The following is a 15628-nucleotide window of genomic DNA, read 5'->3' as shown; positions in this document are numbered from 1 at the left end:
GGCTGAAAAGTTGATTTTTTTATTGAGCTAAGTTTCAGATTAGTTAAATAAGAAAAACCTCATTTGGAACACTAAGATGAGGTGTTTTTTGATGAAAAAATATATGATTTTAGTGACAATATTACTTTTTTTGGTTCCCAAAAATATAGAAGCCCAGAGTGGAGAATATGTGGTAGTTTCAAAGTCAGACAAAGAAAATATAACCTTGTATGCTAAGAAGTTTGGAAGTCTGTATAGGGATTTTAAAATTGATTTTAAAGGTGAAACGTATTTTAGACCTTTCTGGATGAATGTAACTAATTCTACATATGCACCAAAAATTAATTATGAAGATATTAATAAAGATGAAAAAAAAGAGTTAATTATTACATTAACTAAAGGCTATGGCACAGGCGTATTAGATGAAGAGGTTTACGTTTACCGATATACTAATGGATTGATTGACGAACTTGTTGATAATCCATTAGCAAATATATATAAAAACGTAAAAACAAAATTAATCAGAGAAAAAGCCGAAGTTATTATAGGTGACAAAGTATCTATTGTTGATACTAAATCGATAGAACCATCACATTTATTTGAGGATATTGGTTTTGGGAGTATTGTTGATTATGAGGTAATAAAGAAGCAACTTATGGTCAGAGTTAGTGGACAAATATCTCCTGCGATGTTTATTGGAGATATAATAATTGTTTATGAATATCGTGATAAAATGTATCAAGCGAAAACAATTGAATTCATTCCTTATTATTTAAATGATAAAAACCCTTTTTATGGTCCAACAAATTATTCCATTTTATACAACTAACGCATGCTTTAGTGGAACAAATTTAATGTTGGTATTGAAACAAAATAGAGGGAAACCTAAATTGGTTTCCCTCTATTTTGTTATTTTAATATTAATCTCTCATTGTTTTTGAATTGTTTATAGTCCTCAATTACTTCTTTATGAAATAATGTCCAAAATTGATTCGTACTTTGAGGAATTTCGTCTAAAATAAAAAATTTTGCATCAATTGTTTCTTCCGTAAATTTAATCAATGATCCCTTCCATGCTTCAACCAAAAACAAGAATTCAAATAATTGGTACGCATCACCAAACTTCCTCACCTTTTCTCTCAATAAAGAGGATGTTTCCATTCGTATCTTCTATAATTGCTCTAATTGATGGAACTATTAACTTTTGATGACCTACAAAATTTCTAAGCTTCCCGATATATGACTCTTCCCAATTCATTGTAATCCCCACTTTTATTAATTAGCTTTATCTTTATACATTCCATCCTAATCTTAGTCTAAGTTATTAGGGGGAATGTATGAAAAGAACTAGAACCAAATGGACTTAGTGTTAAAAAAGTTCGCTGTAAATGTTCAAATAAAATTTATCGTAGAAGGACCTTTAGTAAAATCAGGCGAAAATAGTATATATTTTAAAGAATTTAACTTGCAGAATACAAAGCTTATTAAGTTGTATAATTATTTTCTTTATTTTAATGGCTAAATTTGAAACGTTTTGAGAAAGTTTTCAGTCTAATAATTGTAAAGATTGGAGGGGTGACATTGTTGATGGAGGAAAAAATCAATCAAGCCAAAAAAGGTGATAGTAAAGCATTTCAGGAGCTAATTGAAGTTGAGAAAGAGAAACTGTATAGAACGGCTTATTTGTACGTAAAAGATGAAAATGATGCATTGGAAATAGTACAAGAAACGGTTTATAAAGCATTTATTGCAATAAAAAATGTGAAAGAAGAACAGTACTTTTCAACCTGGTTGACTCGAATCTTAATTAATAATGCGTTAGATTGGATGAAGAAAAAAAGTAGAATGATTCCAATGGAAAGAATAGATGAATCCAAACAATTAGGATGTGAGCAACTTGAAGAAAACATGGATCTTCTTCATGCAATTGACCAACTGGATTCAAAATATAAAACGGTAATCATTCTTCGATATTTCAACGATTTCACGATTAAACAGATTGCACAAACAATGAAATGTCCAGAAGGAACTGTAAAAACAAACTTACATAGAGCGATTAATCAGTTGAAAATGGATCTGCGAGAGGAGTATATCTTATGAATAATTTCTCAACTAAATTGAAACAAGAAATTCAGAACATACAGATTCCAGAAGAAAAATTAAATCATGCCATAGAAGCTGCAATCAAGAATGGAAAGAGGAAACAAAGAACACTTGGACGGAAGATACTTTACGGTTGCAGTGTAGCTGTATTATTGTTCAGTTTGTTCATCAGCGCTGCTTTTATTTCACCTACGATGGCAGAAGTCATTTCCAAAATACCGTATCTTAATCTTATTTTTAAATCGAAACCTTTAGAGAAAGTGATTTGGGAAGAGCTGAAAGAGAGAGGATACAAAATAGGTAGTTTCGGTATCACTTATTCACCTAAGAAAACAATCCATATATGGGTAGATGGATCAGAGACATATTATAATGAGGTAAAAGGCGGAATCAATAAGACTGTAAACGACATACTTCAATCAAAGGGCTACGATTCTTATTCCGTCAAAATTTCCAAATATCAAGAACGGATCGACTATGAATTAAATGAAGCAGAAAAGAAAGAAAAAACTATACTTGAAAGTGAAATTACGAAAAGATTAACAACTTTAAATTATACATTTAACATGGTTCAAGTTGACCCGACGGAAGATACGATCTTTATTAATATGGAGGGGTCAAAAAAGTATTATAACGAAGTGAAACGGGATGTTGAACAGGCAGCGAAGGAAATTGCTGAATCAAATCATTATCCTGGATATAACATTAAAGTAACTAGAGTAACGGTAGAAGTTAGACCAGCTGATAAAGGAAGTCAGATTATTCCTGCTATAGCTGAAGGACTACTGTCAAAAAAAGAGTACAAGGTTACTGGAGTCGGTTATAAAAGTAAACCATTTATGATTATAATAAGCACTTCCATACAAAGTTATGATCCAACAGCAAAAGAATTAGGAATGAAAATTGATAAAGCTATCAATGAGTACCTAAAATCAGATGATATTTTGTCTTTACTTGGTGATGAAAAAGTTAAGGTTATTGTATACAGTAAGGATAAAAAGAAAATAAATTGATTATTTAAATAGAATCATACTACTTAAGTTGCTTCGGCAGCTTTTTTTCTTGTTCAAATGAAATACATAGCGCTTTCTACTTTCTATCTATTGTTATTATTTAACTTAAAAACTGCATTACTTAGTAAAATTACAAATCGTTAATTTAGTAGCTAGATGTAAAACAAGCCACCCTTCTCTTTCGAAGACCAAAGTATTTAAGCAATAATATTAGTCTTTGACCTAGATTGATTTCCCACTTTTGTTCAATAGGTAGAATAATAATTTGGTAATGATTTTTATGTGCTTTAGAGTTTTACGCGTCTAAAACGAAACATTCATTTCATCATTTGTATGATGAAATTCGGACAATTGCTATAAATTTGGCAGTTGTCTTTTTGGGTTTTTACTTAGTGCGTATGCTGAGATTGTAAATTATTTTTATATAAAAATAATTTATTTTTAATTAAGAATAATAAACTGTTAGCTGGTCATACTATCTATATAAATTGAAAGGAAATTTATCAAATGAAAAAACATGAAATTCATGAATTATCAATCGGATCAATTCGCTATGTCTATGATGAACATGCAGCAACAAAATGGTTTGACTTATATGTAGAATTTGCCAAAGAAATGCTTATCACGAATGCGTCTAAAAAAGATGGACAGACGTATATTGAATAAGAAAGGAGTGAACAGAACAGTGAAAAAGACAGTTGCCTATTATCGTAATTCAACAGATCTACAAGAAAATTCGATTCAAATGCAAAAATCAATGGCGTTAACTTACTCCAGTAAGAATCGGATCATCATTGATGAAGAGTTTGAAGATATTGATACGTCTGCAAGGAAACTTGGGCTAAAAGAAAGAACAGGAATTCATAAAATTCAAAAACAAATTGAGAAAGGTTTAATCGAAGGAATTGTTGTATATAAGCGTGATCGGCTGGCAAGAAATGTGCAAGAACACTTGGAATTGTACCAACTGTTTAAAACACATCATATTAAAGTTCATTTTACTTCACAAAATGAAGTACCGATGATGTACACACCTGTTGGTGAATATTTGGAAACCATATTAGGTGCGATGGCTGAGCACGAAGGGAAACAAATTGCGCTTCGAATTCTTGAAACAAGGATCGCGAATTATACTAAAGGGATTAAACTTGGTAATCTCCCATTTGGTTATAAAAAAATTGAAGAAGAAAATAAGTTACCCTCAATCGAGATAGATACAGATGAGATTAAAATTGTAAAAGCCATTTTTGATACACTCTTACATGGAAATCATGAAAATGTTTCATCTATTACGAGGTATTTAAGGGAAAATGATTTTATTCGAATGACCAAAAAAGGAGAAGAGCGTTCTTGGGATGAGACACAATTAAAAGAAATCATTGGTAACATGATGTATGCAGGCACTCGAATCATGAAATTTGGTAACGAGAAATATGAGAGAAAATACGACGATTTAGCCATCGTTACAGAAAAAGAATGGCTTGATGCAAATGCCATTTTTGAAAAAATCCTCGAAAATAAAAAGGGTAAAGTTAAATTTCGCTGTCCTATTCTAAAATTCCTTTATTGCAAGGAGTGTAAAGCGAATTTAGTTTTAAGTAAGCAAATGGTGAGTGGTACTAACTATCGGATTGTAAATTGTGAAAACGAGGAATGTAAAACAAGAGCCTTTTTAGATGATGTTGAGCAGAATATTAAAGTTCAATCTGACTTTTACTTTCAAAATCTACTCTCTAGCCATTTTAGTGAGCTTTATAAGCGGCAGCAAAAAGCAAACGTAAATCGTTTAAATACTATCATTGAGAAGAATTTTCAATTGGTCAAAGGATTAGAAGATGAAGCAATTAAGCGAACGGAAAAGTTTATTAAAAGTAAAAACCAACTTCATAAAGATAATCTCGTAGATTGTTACCGTAAATTAAAAGAGATTAAGAAAGAAATAGCTTTTTATTTTGAGAAGTTAGAAGAAATAAATAAATTTATGGATAAAATTAAAAAGTCACATAATCTATTTAAAGGAAATGTATTAGAGAAAGTATCAATTGATGAATTGGACATTTTTTATACGGATATTATTGAAAGTGTTCATATCGGAAAATACGAAATTGATTTTCAGTTTAAACATCCATTTTTTACAGCAAAGGAGATGTATAATCATGACACAAAAACCACTAACTTATCATGAGGTACTTCAACCTAATCGAAAGGCAGCTTTTTATGCACGATATTCGACTGATAAACAAGACTTTTTAATGCAAAAAAATGCTGTTGAGAATTTTTTAGCTGAACATAATTGTATCTTTTTGGAAAATCATCAATACATAGATGCAGGGGTATCAGCTGTTAAAACACCACTTAAAGAACGAGCTGCATTGCAAAAATTAAAAGCTGCTGCGAAAATGGGAGAATTTGATTTTATAGCAATCTATAAGGATGACCGAATTGCACGTGACACAGTAGAACATCAGCAGTTTAGAAAAGATATGAATGAAGTAGGAATGCCAGTAATTAGTGTGTCAGACAGAGAATTATATACATCGATGGAAGTAATTCCGCGTGCAGTAAAAGATGGTATGACGAGAATGGAATATATTTACATTCGAGAACGAACAGCAGATACTTTACGAAGCAAGCAAGAACAAGGGGAATGGACTGGCGGAAAAGCTCCTTATGGCTATCGTTATGATTGTCAAACAAAAACATTTTCACTTGTGAAAGAAGAAAAACAAATTGTTATTAAAATATTTGATTGGTTTAAACGTGGTTATGGCTTTAATGAAATCGTCGTAAAAGTACAATCTGAGCTGAATGATGGTGTTCAAAAATGGAGTAAGGATAAAATAAAAATGATTATTACAAATCCATTTTATGCAGGATATATAACCGCGAATCGGTTGAAAAAGAATACGTTGACTGATCGTGAAACATGGAAATTTGCAAGGAATCCGACAATTATTCCCATCATTTCAATAGAAGAATGGGAATATGTAATGCAATTATACGAAAAAAAGAAAAGTAAAGGGCATAATCCGAAACGGTACAATACACCATTTATTTTAAAGGATATTGTTAGATGTCAACAATGTAAGCAATTATTAAAAACGAAGAATCAGATAAAGGAAGTTGGTGAGAACAACTACGGCGACCTTTATTATTATTGTGAGTCCGATCAATGCTCATTAAAAGTAACAGCAAAAAAGATCCATGATTATTTTAAAGATGAATTATTATCAAACTTACTAGCATCGAGCAAAGAGAAGGCTTTCAATAAAGCAACACAACAATTAATAGCTGACCAACAAAACATCAAAGACACTATTCTTCAATTAAATGAGCAAACCAGCGAGAAAAGCATTCAAATTAATGAAATGGAAATGCTCCTTCAAGAAATGTTCCAGAAAGATCTAGAAGAGAATGAGGAAAATGCATTGTTCTTGGAGTCTCTACTTCATTATCAATTGTTTAAGAAAAAAGAAAGAGAACAAATGTACAATCAGCTAGGAAAATTAAAACAAAAGCGCCAACAGCTAGAAAAAGCAATAAAATATGCGGAAGGTCCTCACTCAATCCATTTTAAAGGTTTTCAATTAACAGAAGAAAGTAATCATGTTCAATTTAGAAAAATGATATTGGAGTTAATTTCTGTTCTATATGTGGATCTAGATGGTAAGCTGCATTTAGATGTAATCAATTAAATGGTGTCAACGTAAACCGAGGGCTAATGAAGCTTTTGGTTTATTTTTTTGCAAAAATCTATTTTTTATTAATTCTTAAGTTGAAAATGATTAAAAAAATGAAAAAAAATGAAAAAAATAATAGTAACAACGAATTACGAAGGGGGTGAACCGTTTTTCGTAAGTAGGAAATTGAAGAATAAAATTAATATCCGAAAAAGTTCCAACTGGACAAGTTGTATAGGAGGAATAAATACGAACAATCAGAACGACTAATATCTGTTTACTAGCTTAATTGAGTAATACTTTATTAGATTTGAATAAATTAGAGGGCATTTTTTTCGGTTATTAGGAAAGCCATATTTATACCTATCGGTAAATAGGATTGAAACCGATCGGTTTCAATTTTAATTACCGAAAAAAAAGTTATAAAATTGCTTGTCCCCATTGATTTCAAGGGAATTTGTCCATTGACTTAAGAATTATGAATAGTTAGACTGATTTTTTTCGGCTATATAGATTACTCGGTTAAAGACAAGCGGTTATTAAGATTATACGGTTAAATGAAATTATATCTAATCTTTAGTAGAATTATAGAGGATGACTTCGATTTAGAGAGAAAGGCGTCGACTACAGTTTACCAAAGTAATATTACTCCAGTAAAATAGCTAAAATAATGGGACTTGTCCGAATAAATCTTTTCCTTAAGGTGAATAGATGTTATAAAAACCCTTTAAACATAGGTAGCAGAAAAGGAGTATTAATTAAAGGATTTTAATAGAAAATGAAAGCCTAAATACTAATAATTGGTTACAAACTATTCTATTTGAATGTGGGTACAATGGACATCAAAAAAATGAATTGAAATGTGATACGTTTAGAAAAACAATAATTAGGTATCCGTGCTTGTCTTAAACTCATCAATCAATATTACTTCAGAAGGACAATATAAGAAGTAACAAAAGTAAGCTGTTGGAAATTTCAATGGCTTACTTTTGTTATTTTTGATGATGGAACAATTGCAAGGAATGAACCTCAAAAATAGAAATTTAGATTTTTAGGATTATTATGAAATAATCTCTTGAAGATAAATGCTACCTATTTATCATTTTTGGGTACTTTTTATTCATCAACCTCTTACTGTTTGTAATTTTTGAAATTTAATTAGTATTAACAGGCATTAAATTAGTCAATTTTTTAATTTTCCTCTCATAAAATTAATTTAGTTAATATCGTTCACAAGGAGATGAGTAATGAAATATTACACTGTCGACGAAGCGTTTAAATTATTAGAGCAATTTGAAATTTCTCGTTCAAAACAAGTTGTAACTAGATGGGTCAGCAAAAATTTAATAAAAAGTGAGAAGAAAGATCACTGTTATTATATTAGTGAGGAAGACCTATTGAATTTTATCGATGAAAAGAAGCCTAAAATGCTTGAGTTACTTAATAATTCAAAAATAATAAAAAGTTCAATTGAAACATTAACCGAAAAGTTAGGATCTATTGAACAAAAAATTACATATTCTTTTCAAGTGCAAGCAGAGGAACTCGTATCGATAAAAGCAATTGAAAATCAATTAATCGAGATAACAAACAGGATGTCAAGTTTTAATGAAAATTTGAATTTAATCAAGCAAATAATAATTTCTCTAGAAGAAAGCGGCTTAAATAATACAGTTACCAGTAAAAGTAAGTCAAAAAATATTTCAAAAAAAGAGGATGGAACTACTCAACTTGCATTATTCGAAGAGAAGACAGTTAATGGGGAAGAATTAATGGGTACAAATTTACCCTTTAATGATGAACAAATTCTAGATGCAATGCATTCAACATTATTATTCGATATCTTTTCAAAATATAAAGAAGAAATTTTAGGGAGTATTAAAAATGTATTATTAAATAGAATTTCAGAATGGAACCAACCATTAGATAAAAAGAAATATAAATGTTTATACTCAGGAAAACAGTTTGAAATGTGTAAACCATTTTTGAATCAGACAGCCAAATATGTTGCAGCTGAACTTTTGGAAAAGGATGGGCTTAAATAAAGTAAGGATGAAACAACAATGAACTGAGCGTATAATTAAATTCCGATGTATCATGTCTTTTACAACAGCGTTTATTTGTATAATCAGCGACTGAGTATATGGGGTTTCCAAAATAAAAAAATGTTTCAGATGAACGAAACGTAGCTTAATAAACTAATAGACTATTGTAGGATTATAATAAACATTACTAATGGAAGTTTAGTATGCTGTTTCTGAGATACAAGATAATACACTAACCCTTATAACGAAGAATATTAACAACCAGTATATTTAATCGACAATGTAGATGAATATTCGAATGAAAAATAATATGTAATACGCATGCTATTTTCTTTAATAAACTAATACTAAATGAATATGCAAATACTGAGATTACTGTTATCTAACTTTCTTTTCAATTAACCAGTTAATATTTGATTCTAAACTAAATAAAACAAATTCATACGATTCTTCGTCCACTTCTCTTAGCAAGTCTAATTGTTGAAATAGACGACTAATTCTTGAGTTTTCATCAACATTTAGAGGAAGTAAGGCAAGTTCTTCTTGAAATCTCTGAAGTAGGGAGAACGAGATATTCTCCGTTTTTCCTGTTTCTAATTGACTTAAGTAACTCGGTGAAATATTTAGTATTTTAGCAAATTCATTTAAACCATACCCTTTTTGAAGACGTAATTCCCGCATTTTTTCACCCAGGTCAAGTAACATAATTTCCCTCCGAATCAAGCTTTATTAAACATAATTTCGATATATAAAGAATATTCCCTTTAAATATTTGTGTTTTAAATATAAGTTTATTGATCTATCTCATTTTATTTAATAAATAGTCGGTAATCATGAAACAGATGCTGTCCACATATACTATTTTAATTAATTTATCAAGCAGCTTTTAATAAGGAGGGAAACAATGTACTTTATTTGCCCAGAACACGAGAACAATTATGAATTCTTATTAAAATATTTTAAAAATGATCATAAAGACTATAAAAAGGCTTGTTATGTAGCTGCTATTCCTATAATTTTTAATCGTATCGATTTCACAGAGCGTCTACATGGACCATTTGATTGGTATTTTAAAAAGGAAAATTCTAATTTGGTGTATTCTTTAAATGATGGGGAAGGTACAAATTATTTAGTTGATTTGGGATTACATTTTTGGTCGGGGCACAATCCATTTCATTTAAATAATGCTTCGTATGCATGGAGAAATAATGATGATTACTTTAAGGTACTTCAACAAATTTGTGTTATGTAGATGGGAATGACCCTATTTTTATTTGGGTCATTATTTTTTTATATAAGAGATTGAAATTATATAATTGAACCTAGACAAGCTAATAGATGCAACAATTGGAATAAACTATAGGTGGAGAATTGCAAACCTGAAGAGCTAATGATAAGAGGTAGGTTTTTTACAATAGGAGACATTGAGGGAATTACGTGGTCAAATCTCAAAGAATAAATAAAAAAACCACTAAATGAAGAAGAAGACCCTTTTTATGTTGCTTTCTAATAAAGTCAATTTGGGTCAATCTTTTGAACAAAACTCCTTTTCCTTATTCAACATAATGGCAGTTTAGTTGCATAAGAAAAGGACTCTTTGAATAAAAAGAGAATAAATAAGTTAAAGTATAATTCATTAAATTGGGAGTCATAAACACATGAAAATTTTGAAAAATTATACGTGGTTAACTAAGAAAAGAAGAGGCAGGCATGATTTAGGTGAATTTTTAACCGTAATAATTATTGTATTTTTACTTTTTAGGATAGGTTTTTTTAGTAATTTAGACATGCCTTTAATACTTAGGCTATTAATTTTCTGTATTACACTATATTTCTATATTTTATTGGATAATTTTATAAATATAATTTTAGGGAAACGAAACATAGCTGTACCAAAATGGTTTTTCCCTATCCCATTTGTTTTAGTGTTTGTGACAATTCTTGTAAGGGTTTTTGAATTACTCTGAATTCATCTTATTGAACTAACGCATGCATTAGTTGAGCAACAAGATCGACGATTAGTCGGTCTTTTTTTTATTAAACAAACTGGCAGATTAGTTCAATAAGTATCATCTGAAATTTTATATGAAAAAGGAAAAATCCCCCAAGTTTCAAAAGTTGATAATTAGATATAATTAAATTAAAACTATTTTAAAGAGGGGGAAAAATGAAAAAAAATCTAGCTGTTATACTAAGTTTGGCATTGACATTCATTACTGCTTTTATCCCTACGCACCCAAAAGAGTTACCATATTTCCATTGGTTTGGGAAACCATATGCGGTTTACGGCTAAAAAAAAGAGTAGAGTTATCTAAAAAGCCTAGTGATTACAGTTGACTGGATAAAGTCAGTATCAGTATAGACACTTTCGATATATTTTCATTCGCTGTGGTGCAGCGCTTGCGCTGCATGGGTGGCTAAATGGCAGTTTAGTATCATAAGGATAGTAGGAATAGACTTGGATAAAATAATCAAAAATAGAAAAAAGGATGATTATATTGAACAAGTTTATTATTCTTATATTTATATTTTTTGCATTATTTAATGGTAAGGTGCATGCAAACTCAAACTATAAAACACGTACCATAGAAGAATCTTATAGCAATCTTGGATACGTATCTGTCGATGAAGCTGTAAAAGCATTTGAACAACATTTTGGACAAAACTTAGAACTGCCACTAAGAGTACCACCTATTCCATTTACTCATGTTTTTGGACGATTCAATGATTCGGAAGGTGAACAGAATGACTCATTTGACATGGAATTTATTAGTGAGGAGTCATCAGGAATTCATTTCTTTATTAATGTAAAGCTTGCAAAGTATAGGATGAAAATATTTGATAGGGACGTTGTAAGGGTATATAAACTTAATAATGGAGAAAAGGCAACATATATGAATATCAGAGGTGCCAACCTATTGGTTTTTGAACGAGGTAATTTCCATTATTTATTTAGTGCAAATGAAAAGGTCTCTGAAAAAGTGACCCCTGAAATATTAGTTCAAATAGCTAATTCAATTGATTATTCTACAAAATAAAGCAAAATATGCTTTAACTAACTCCTTGGTTTCTAAATCATTAATCTTATTCAACTAACGCAGTGCGTTAGTTGAACAACATTATCGGCTATATTAGTCGATTTTTTTATTCAGGGGCAGATGATGAATACGTAATGATTTTTGCTCCAGTTAAGAATCGAAAAGACTGTACTTTAGAAGTCGGAAATGAACTTAAAATTCCTCTTACAAATTAGGAATGTGTTTTATTTATTTTAAGGGTATATTTTTATACTTTTTTGGAATTCATTTGAGTAGAAAGATTGATTTATTCTAGTAGCGGTTTTCACATTAATTGTTGCTCGTCATGAATAAAATTAAGACTTTCCTTGTTCAACTATTGGCAGTTTAGCTCAATAAGAATTAGTTAAATAACTTTGAGAGTGTTAATGAAGGGATTATCATTTTAGTTCGAAAAATTACATATAATGGAAAATGAAGGAGATGGATTATGAGAAATATTTACTTGTTGTTTTCGGTTACTTTATTAATGCTAGTTGGTTGTTCAAATGATTCCCTTCATTTTAAAGGTGAAAGCATAAATTGGATTGGCACGTACAAATCGACTATAGATGGGGATAACGAAGATGGAGCTTATGTAGTAAAGTACAAGGGGGAAAATCCAGAAAAAATAAAAGTTTTAAATATCGTTATTAATGGGGGAGAAACCGACTTTAATGGTGATGGGAAGGCACTAAATAGCTGAAGAAAAAATAGATGGAAAAATCCTATATAAAATTTGGGTAAAAAAATAAATGTATCTATTGAACTAACGCAGTGCTTTAGTTGAAGATCGCGAGTTGCTTGCAGCTCGTTTTTTTATTTAAGTAAATGGCAGTTTAGTTGCATAAAAAAGGAATTGTGTCGTGGTTTCTTGAATAAAGAAAAATAGAATAATTACAAATAAGGAGAGTTTATGAAAAAACGTTACTTTCTAGCATTAATTCTAACATTTTGCATATTTATGTCCGCATGTTCATCAATGAATGCCAGCAATGAAACAGAACAGCCAAAAACATTGGACGTTAAACAAACGAAGCTAATTAAGAATTGGGATATTAAAGTAATTCCAAGGTTAGACCATAAAAAATGGGTTTATGATACGTCGATTACGTATTTGGGAGAAAAAAACGTACTTCACTTAACTGTATCGAATTACGATAAAACTAGATTAGGATATGAGAACGTAAAACCTCAAACACCGCTTAAAACCTTTGGGAGTTATGATTATGAAGGTAGCGTTTACTCAAAAAAAAATAGTCATTTATCGTTTACGTTAAAATGGAGTGAAGGTAACAACAGAGTTTTTAATAAAGTAGCTGAATTTAATGTTAAACCTAAAAATTAATAAGGCAAATAAAAATTTTCTTCAACTAACGCATGCGTGTGCGGCCGAGCATAGGTCGTATCATATAACGGGTGGGATTCCCGTCGAGTAAGAACTAGCCATTCGCTCGTAGCGAGTCTTGGAGGATTAAAGGTAACTTTAATCTTTAAGCGTAGACAGTTAGGTGGCGGGCCGAAAGCCAAATGGTTGAAGGGATTGAGCTCCATAATGTTAGTAAATCGAGAGGGCTGATGCTTTACGCATAGCAGAAAGCTACACTTTACCTTTCGGTAAGGCAAGAATGGTAAAGCCTCTCTGGAGTCAGAGACCTTGGCACGTCATACATTGATATGATACGGCAACTCGGGAGACCCAACCGGTCTTTTCTTTTTTTTTTAGAAGAGTATGGTGTACAAGCGATAAAAAGTAAGGAAGCCAAATGCCGATGTTGGGAGTCGGATAGTAGCGTAGTACCTATGAAGTTGGGTAATGCCGATGGAGGAAAGGCTACTACCAGTTTATCACCCTTAATAGGGACACATTTACTACACACAGAGGTAGGTATAACAAATGGAAACAAAACTACTAAGGATAGCAGAATTAGCAAAATCTGATCCTAAAATGCAATTTACATCTCTTGCATATTTACTAGATAAGCAGTCACTAGTTCAATGTCACATTGAATTACCAAATAAGAAAGCAACTGGGATAAATGGCACAACTAAAGAACAATACAGTGCAAATCTCGAGGAAAACATAGAAGATTTAGTAATGAGACTTAAAGGCAAAAGCTATCGTCCTGTTCCAGTTAGGAGACTGTATATTCCGAAGCTCAATTCGAAAAAGAAAAGACCATTAGGTATACCGGAACATGAAGATAAGATTGTTCAAAAAGGTGTTACGAAAATATTAAACTCCATCTATGAAATTGACTTTTTGGACTGTTCGTTCGGATTTCGCCCAAATCGTAGTTGCCACGATGCTTTGAAAATACTGAACTTCTATATAGAAAAGAGGTCAGTAAACTATGTTGTAGATGTAGACATAAAAGGATTCTTTGACAATGTTGACCACAAATGGATGATAGAATTTTTAAAACTTCGAATCACTGACCCGAGCTTACTGAGAATAATCGGTAGGTTTCTTAAAGGTGGATATATGGAAGAAGGAAAGAAATACAAAACAGATAATGGTACACCGCAAGGTGGAGTAATATCTCCTGTATTAGCTAATGTCTATCTTCATTATGTACTTGATTTATGGTTCGAGAAAAGTGTCAAGAAACAGTGCGAGGGACAAGCATACCTGGTAAGGTATGCAGATGATTTTGTGTGCTGTTTTCAATTTAAGAATGAGGCTCAGGAATTCTTTCAATCTCTAAAATTAAGACTCAAGAAGTTCAATCTGGAAATAGCCGAAGATAAAACCAAAATTATCCCTTTCGGACGACTTGCGGAGAAACTTGAAAAGCACCAAGGAAATGGAAAACCAGAAACCTTCGATTTTCTAGGTTTTACGCACTATTGTGGAAAAAGTAAACAAGGAAAATTTCGAGTGAAACGCAAATCAAGTAGGAAGAAAGTACAAAGCAAATTAAAAGAGTCTAAAGAATGGTTGAAGAAGAATAGAAATAATAATATTCATATAATTATGGACAGATTCAAACGCTCTCTTATTGGCTACTTCAACTACTATTGCATCACTGATAATATCCCAAATGTTAACATTTTCAAAGTTAAAATCGAGAACCTAATATTTAAGTGGCTCAATAGAAGAAGTCAAAGAAAATCCTTTAAATGGGAGAAATACAGACTCTTCCTTAGCAAATTTCCACTACCCACACCAAGGGCTAAGGTGAATATTTATGATTTAAGAAAAGAAATTAGCTATATTCTGTAAATGATTACTGGAGGAGCCGTGTGCATTAATAGTGCAAGCACGGTTCTGAGAGGGTTTGGAGTGCAATTTACCGTAAGGTAAAGAGACTCCATTCTACTCGACTAGTTCAACAACATGAGTTGCTTCGGCAGCTCTTTTTGTGCGACGGGCAGTCGCATAGGGTGCTGACCCAGTCAACACTCTTCATTTTGTTATCTGGACAGAGACGGCATTGCGGTGTATCGACTGGAAGAAAGATAAAATAATGAATTCCAGATGGTGAAAATCCATACTCGAGGAGACTGACCTAGCTCGAGAAGTCTAATCTAGGGCATTATCGTGAGGTAGTGTCTGAAGGAGATGCGGTAAATCGAGAGACCCGTAGACGAAAAGATAGACCCTAATGCAAGAAGTGTGAAGCACGGCGGCGGGATAAGTTGGCGACTCTGCTAAAAGTGAGGAAGCCCACTAAAACGGCATTTTCTTTAGAAGTCAGAGCGAGAAAATGTGGCTTATAACGTGATGGTGCAGGGGATGTCTTGAAGGA

General features: G+C 31.6%; 16 protein-coding genes. 13 read left to right on the top strand and 3 right to left on the bottom strand.

Annotated features, from left to right (window positions below):
• Window positions 1-91 precede the first annotated feature (91 nt).
• A complete protein-coding gene (locus tag AB1282_RS19940) occupies window positions 92-808 on the top strand; it encodes a hypothetical protein (protein WP_429900074.1) in 717 nt (238 codons plus the stop codon).
• An 80-nt stretch (window positions 809-888) separates the two neighbouring features.
• On the opposite strand, the gene AB1282_RS19935 is transcribed toward AB1282_RS19940, so the two are convergent.
• On the bottom strand, window positions 889-1041 hold the full coding sequence (locus AB1282_RS19935) for a hypothetical protein (protein ID WP_429900073.1): 153 nt from the start codon (window positions 1039-1041) through the stop codon (window positions 889-891).
• Between the two features lie 52 nt (window positions 1042-1093).
• Complete coding sequence (locus AB1282_RS19930; protein WP_429900071.1) at window positions 1094-1237, bottom strand: hypothetical protein; 144 nt, start codon at window positions 1235-1237, stop codon at window positions 1094-1096.
• 329 nt (window positions 1238-1566) lie between these two features.
• Between AB1282_RS19930 and AB1282_RS19925 the strand changes: the two genes are divergently transcribed.
• The 6 genes from AB1282_RS19925 (at window position 1567) to AB1282_RS19900 (ending at window position 8820) form a co-directional block, all read left to right on the top strand.
• On the top strand, window positions 1567-2079 hold the full coding sequence (locus AB1282_RS19925) for a sigma-70 family RNA polymerase sigma factor (RefSeq protein WP_429901189.1): 513 nt from the start codon (window positions 1567-1569) through the stop codon (window positions 2077-2079).
• Window positions 2076-3095, top strand: a complete 1020-nt coding sequence (locus tag AB1282_RS19920) for a DUF4030 domain-containing protein (RefSeq protein ID WP_429900070.1) — start codon at window positions 2076-2078, stop codon at window positions 3093-3095. Before AB1282_RS19925 ends, AB1282_RS19920 begins: the two co-directional genes overlap by 4 nt.
• Before the next feature lie 507 nt (window positions 3096-3602).
• On the top strand, window positions 3603-3761 hold the full coding sequence (locus AB1282_RS19915) for a hypothetical protein (protein WP_429900068.1): 159 nt from the start codon (window positions 3603-3605) through the stop codon (window positions 3759-3761).
• Window positions 3762-3780: 19 nt separating this feature from the next.
• Complete coding sequence (locus tag AB1282_RS19910) at window positions 3781-5280, top strand: recombinase family protein (RefSeq protein WP_429900067.1); 1500 nt, start codon at window positions 3781-3783, stop codon at window positions 5278-5280.
• Entirely contained in the window at window positions 5252-6790 is a 1539-nt protein-coding gene (locus AB1282_RS19905; protein WP_429900065.1) for a recombinase family protein, read from the top strand. Before AB1282_RS19910 ends, AB1282_RS19905 begins: the two co-directional genes overlap by 29 nt.
• Before the next feature lie 1232 nt (window positions 6791-8022).
• A complete protein-coding gene (locus AB1282_RS19900) occupies window positions 8023-8820 on the top strand; it encodes a helix-turn-helix domain-containing protein (RefSeq protein WP_429900063.1) in 798 nt (265 codons plus the stop codon).
• A 378-nt stretch (window positions 8821-9198) separates the two neighbouring features.
• Here the strand turns inward: AB1282_RS19900 and AB1282_RS19895 are convergent, their stop codons facing one another.
• A complete protein-coding gene (locus AB1282_RS19895) occupies window positions 9199-9525 on the bottom strand; it encodes a helix-turn-helix domain-containing protein (protein ID WP_429900061.1) in 327 nt (108 codons plus the stop codon).
• A gap of 199 nt (window positions 9526-9724) precedes the next feature.
• Here AB1282_RS19895 and AB1282_RS19890 point away from each other — a divergent pair, with 199 nt between their 5' ends.
• From AB1282_RS19890 to ltrA, 6 genes are all read left to right on the top strand, one after another.
• Window positions 9725-10072 (top strand): DUF2538 family protein, encoded by a 348-nt coding sequence (locus tag AB1282_RS19890; protein WP_429900060.1) that lies wholly within the window; start codon window positions 9725-9727, stop codon window positions 10070-10072.
• A 1246-nt stretch (window positions 10073-11318) separates the two neighbouring features.
• Window positions 11319-11858, top strand: a complete 540-nt coding sequence (locus AB1282_RS19885) for a hypothetical protein (RefSeq protein WP_429900058.1) — start codon at window positions 11319-11321, stop codon at window positions 11856-11858.
• 71 nt (window positions 11859-11929) lie between these two features.
• Window positions 11930-12073: a hypothetical protein gene (locus AB1282_RS19880; RefSeq protein ID WP_429900057.1), complete on the top strand. Its 144-nt coding sequence runs from the start codon at window positions 11930-11932 to the stop codon at window positions 12071-12073.
• A 254-nt stretch (window positions 12074-12327) separates the two neighbouring features.
• Entirely contained in the window at window positions 12328-12582 is a 255-nt protein-coding gene (locus tag AB1282_RS19875; RefSeq protein ID WP_429900055.1) for a hypothetical protein, read from the top strand.
• A gap of 210 nt (window positions 12583-12792) precedes the next feature.
• Window positions 12793-13224 (top strand): hypothetical protein, encoded by a 432-nt coding sequence (locus AB1282_RS19870; RefSeq protein WP_429900053.1) that lies wholly within the window; start codon window positions 12793-12795, stop codon window positions 13222-13224.
• A 549-nt stretch (window positions 13225-13773) separates the two neighbouring features.
• Window positions 13774-15102 carry a group II intron reverse transcriptase/maturase gene (gene ltrA, locus AB1282_RS19865; protein WP_429899052.1) on the top strand — a complete coding sequence of 443 codons (1329 nt, stop codon included), beginning with the start codon at window positions 13774-13776 and terminating at the stop codon, window positions 15100-15102.
• Window positions 15103-15628 lie beyond the last annotated feature (526 nt).

It is taken from the genome of Gottfriedia sp. S16(2024), from assembly GCF_050473765.1.
Taxonomy (GTDB): Bacteria; Bacillota; Bacilli; order Bacillales; family Bacillaceae_G; genus Gottfriedia.
Note: the sequence above shows the minus strand (reverse complement) of the source record. Positions and strands in the feature narration are given on the sequence as shown.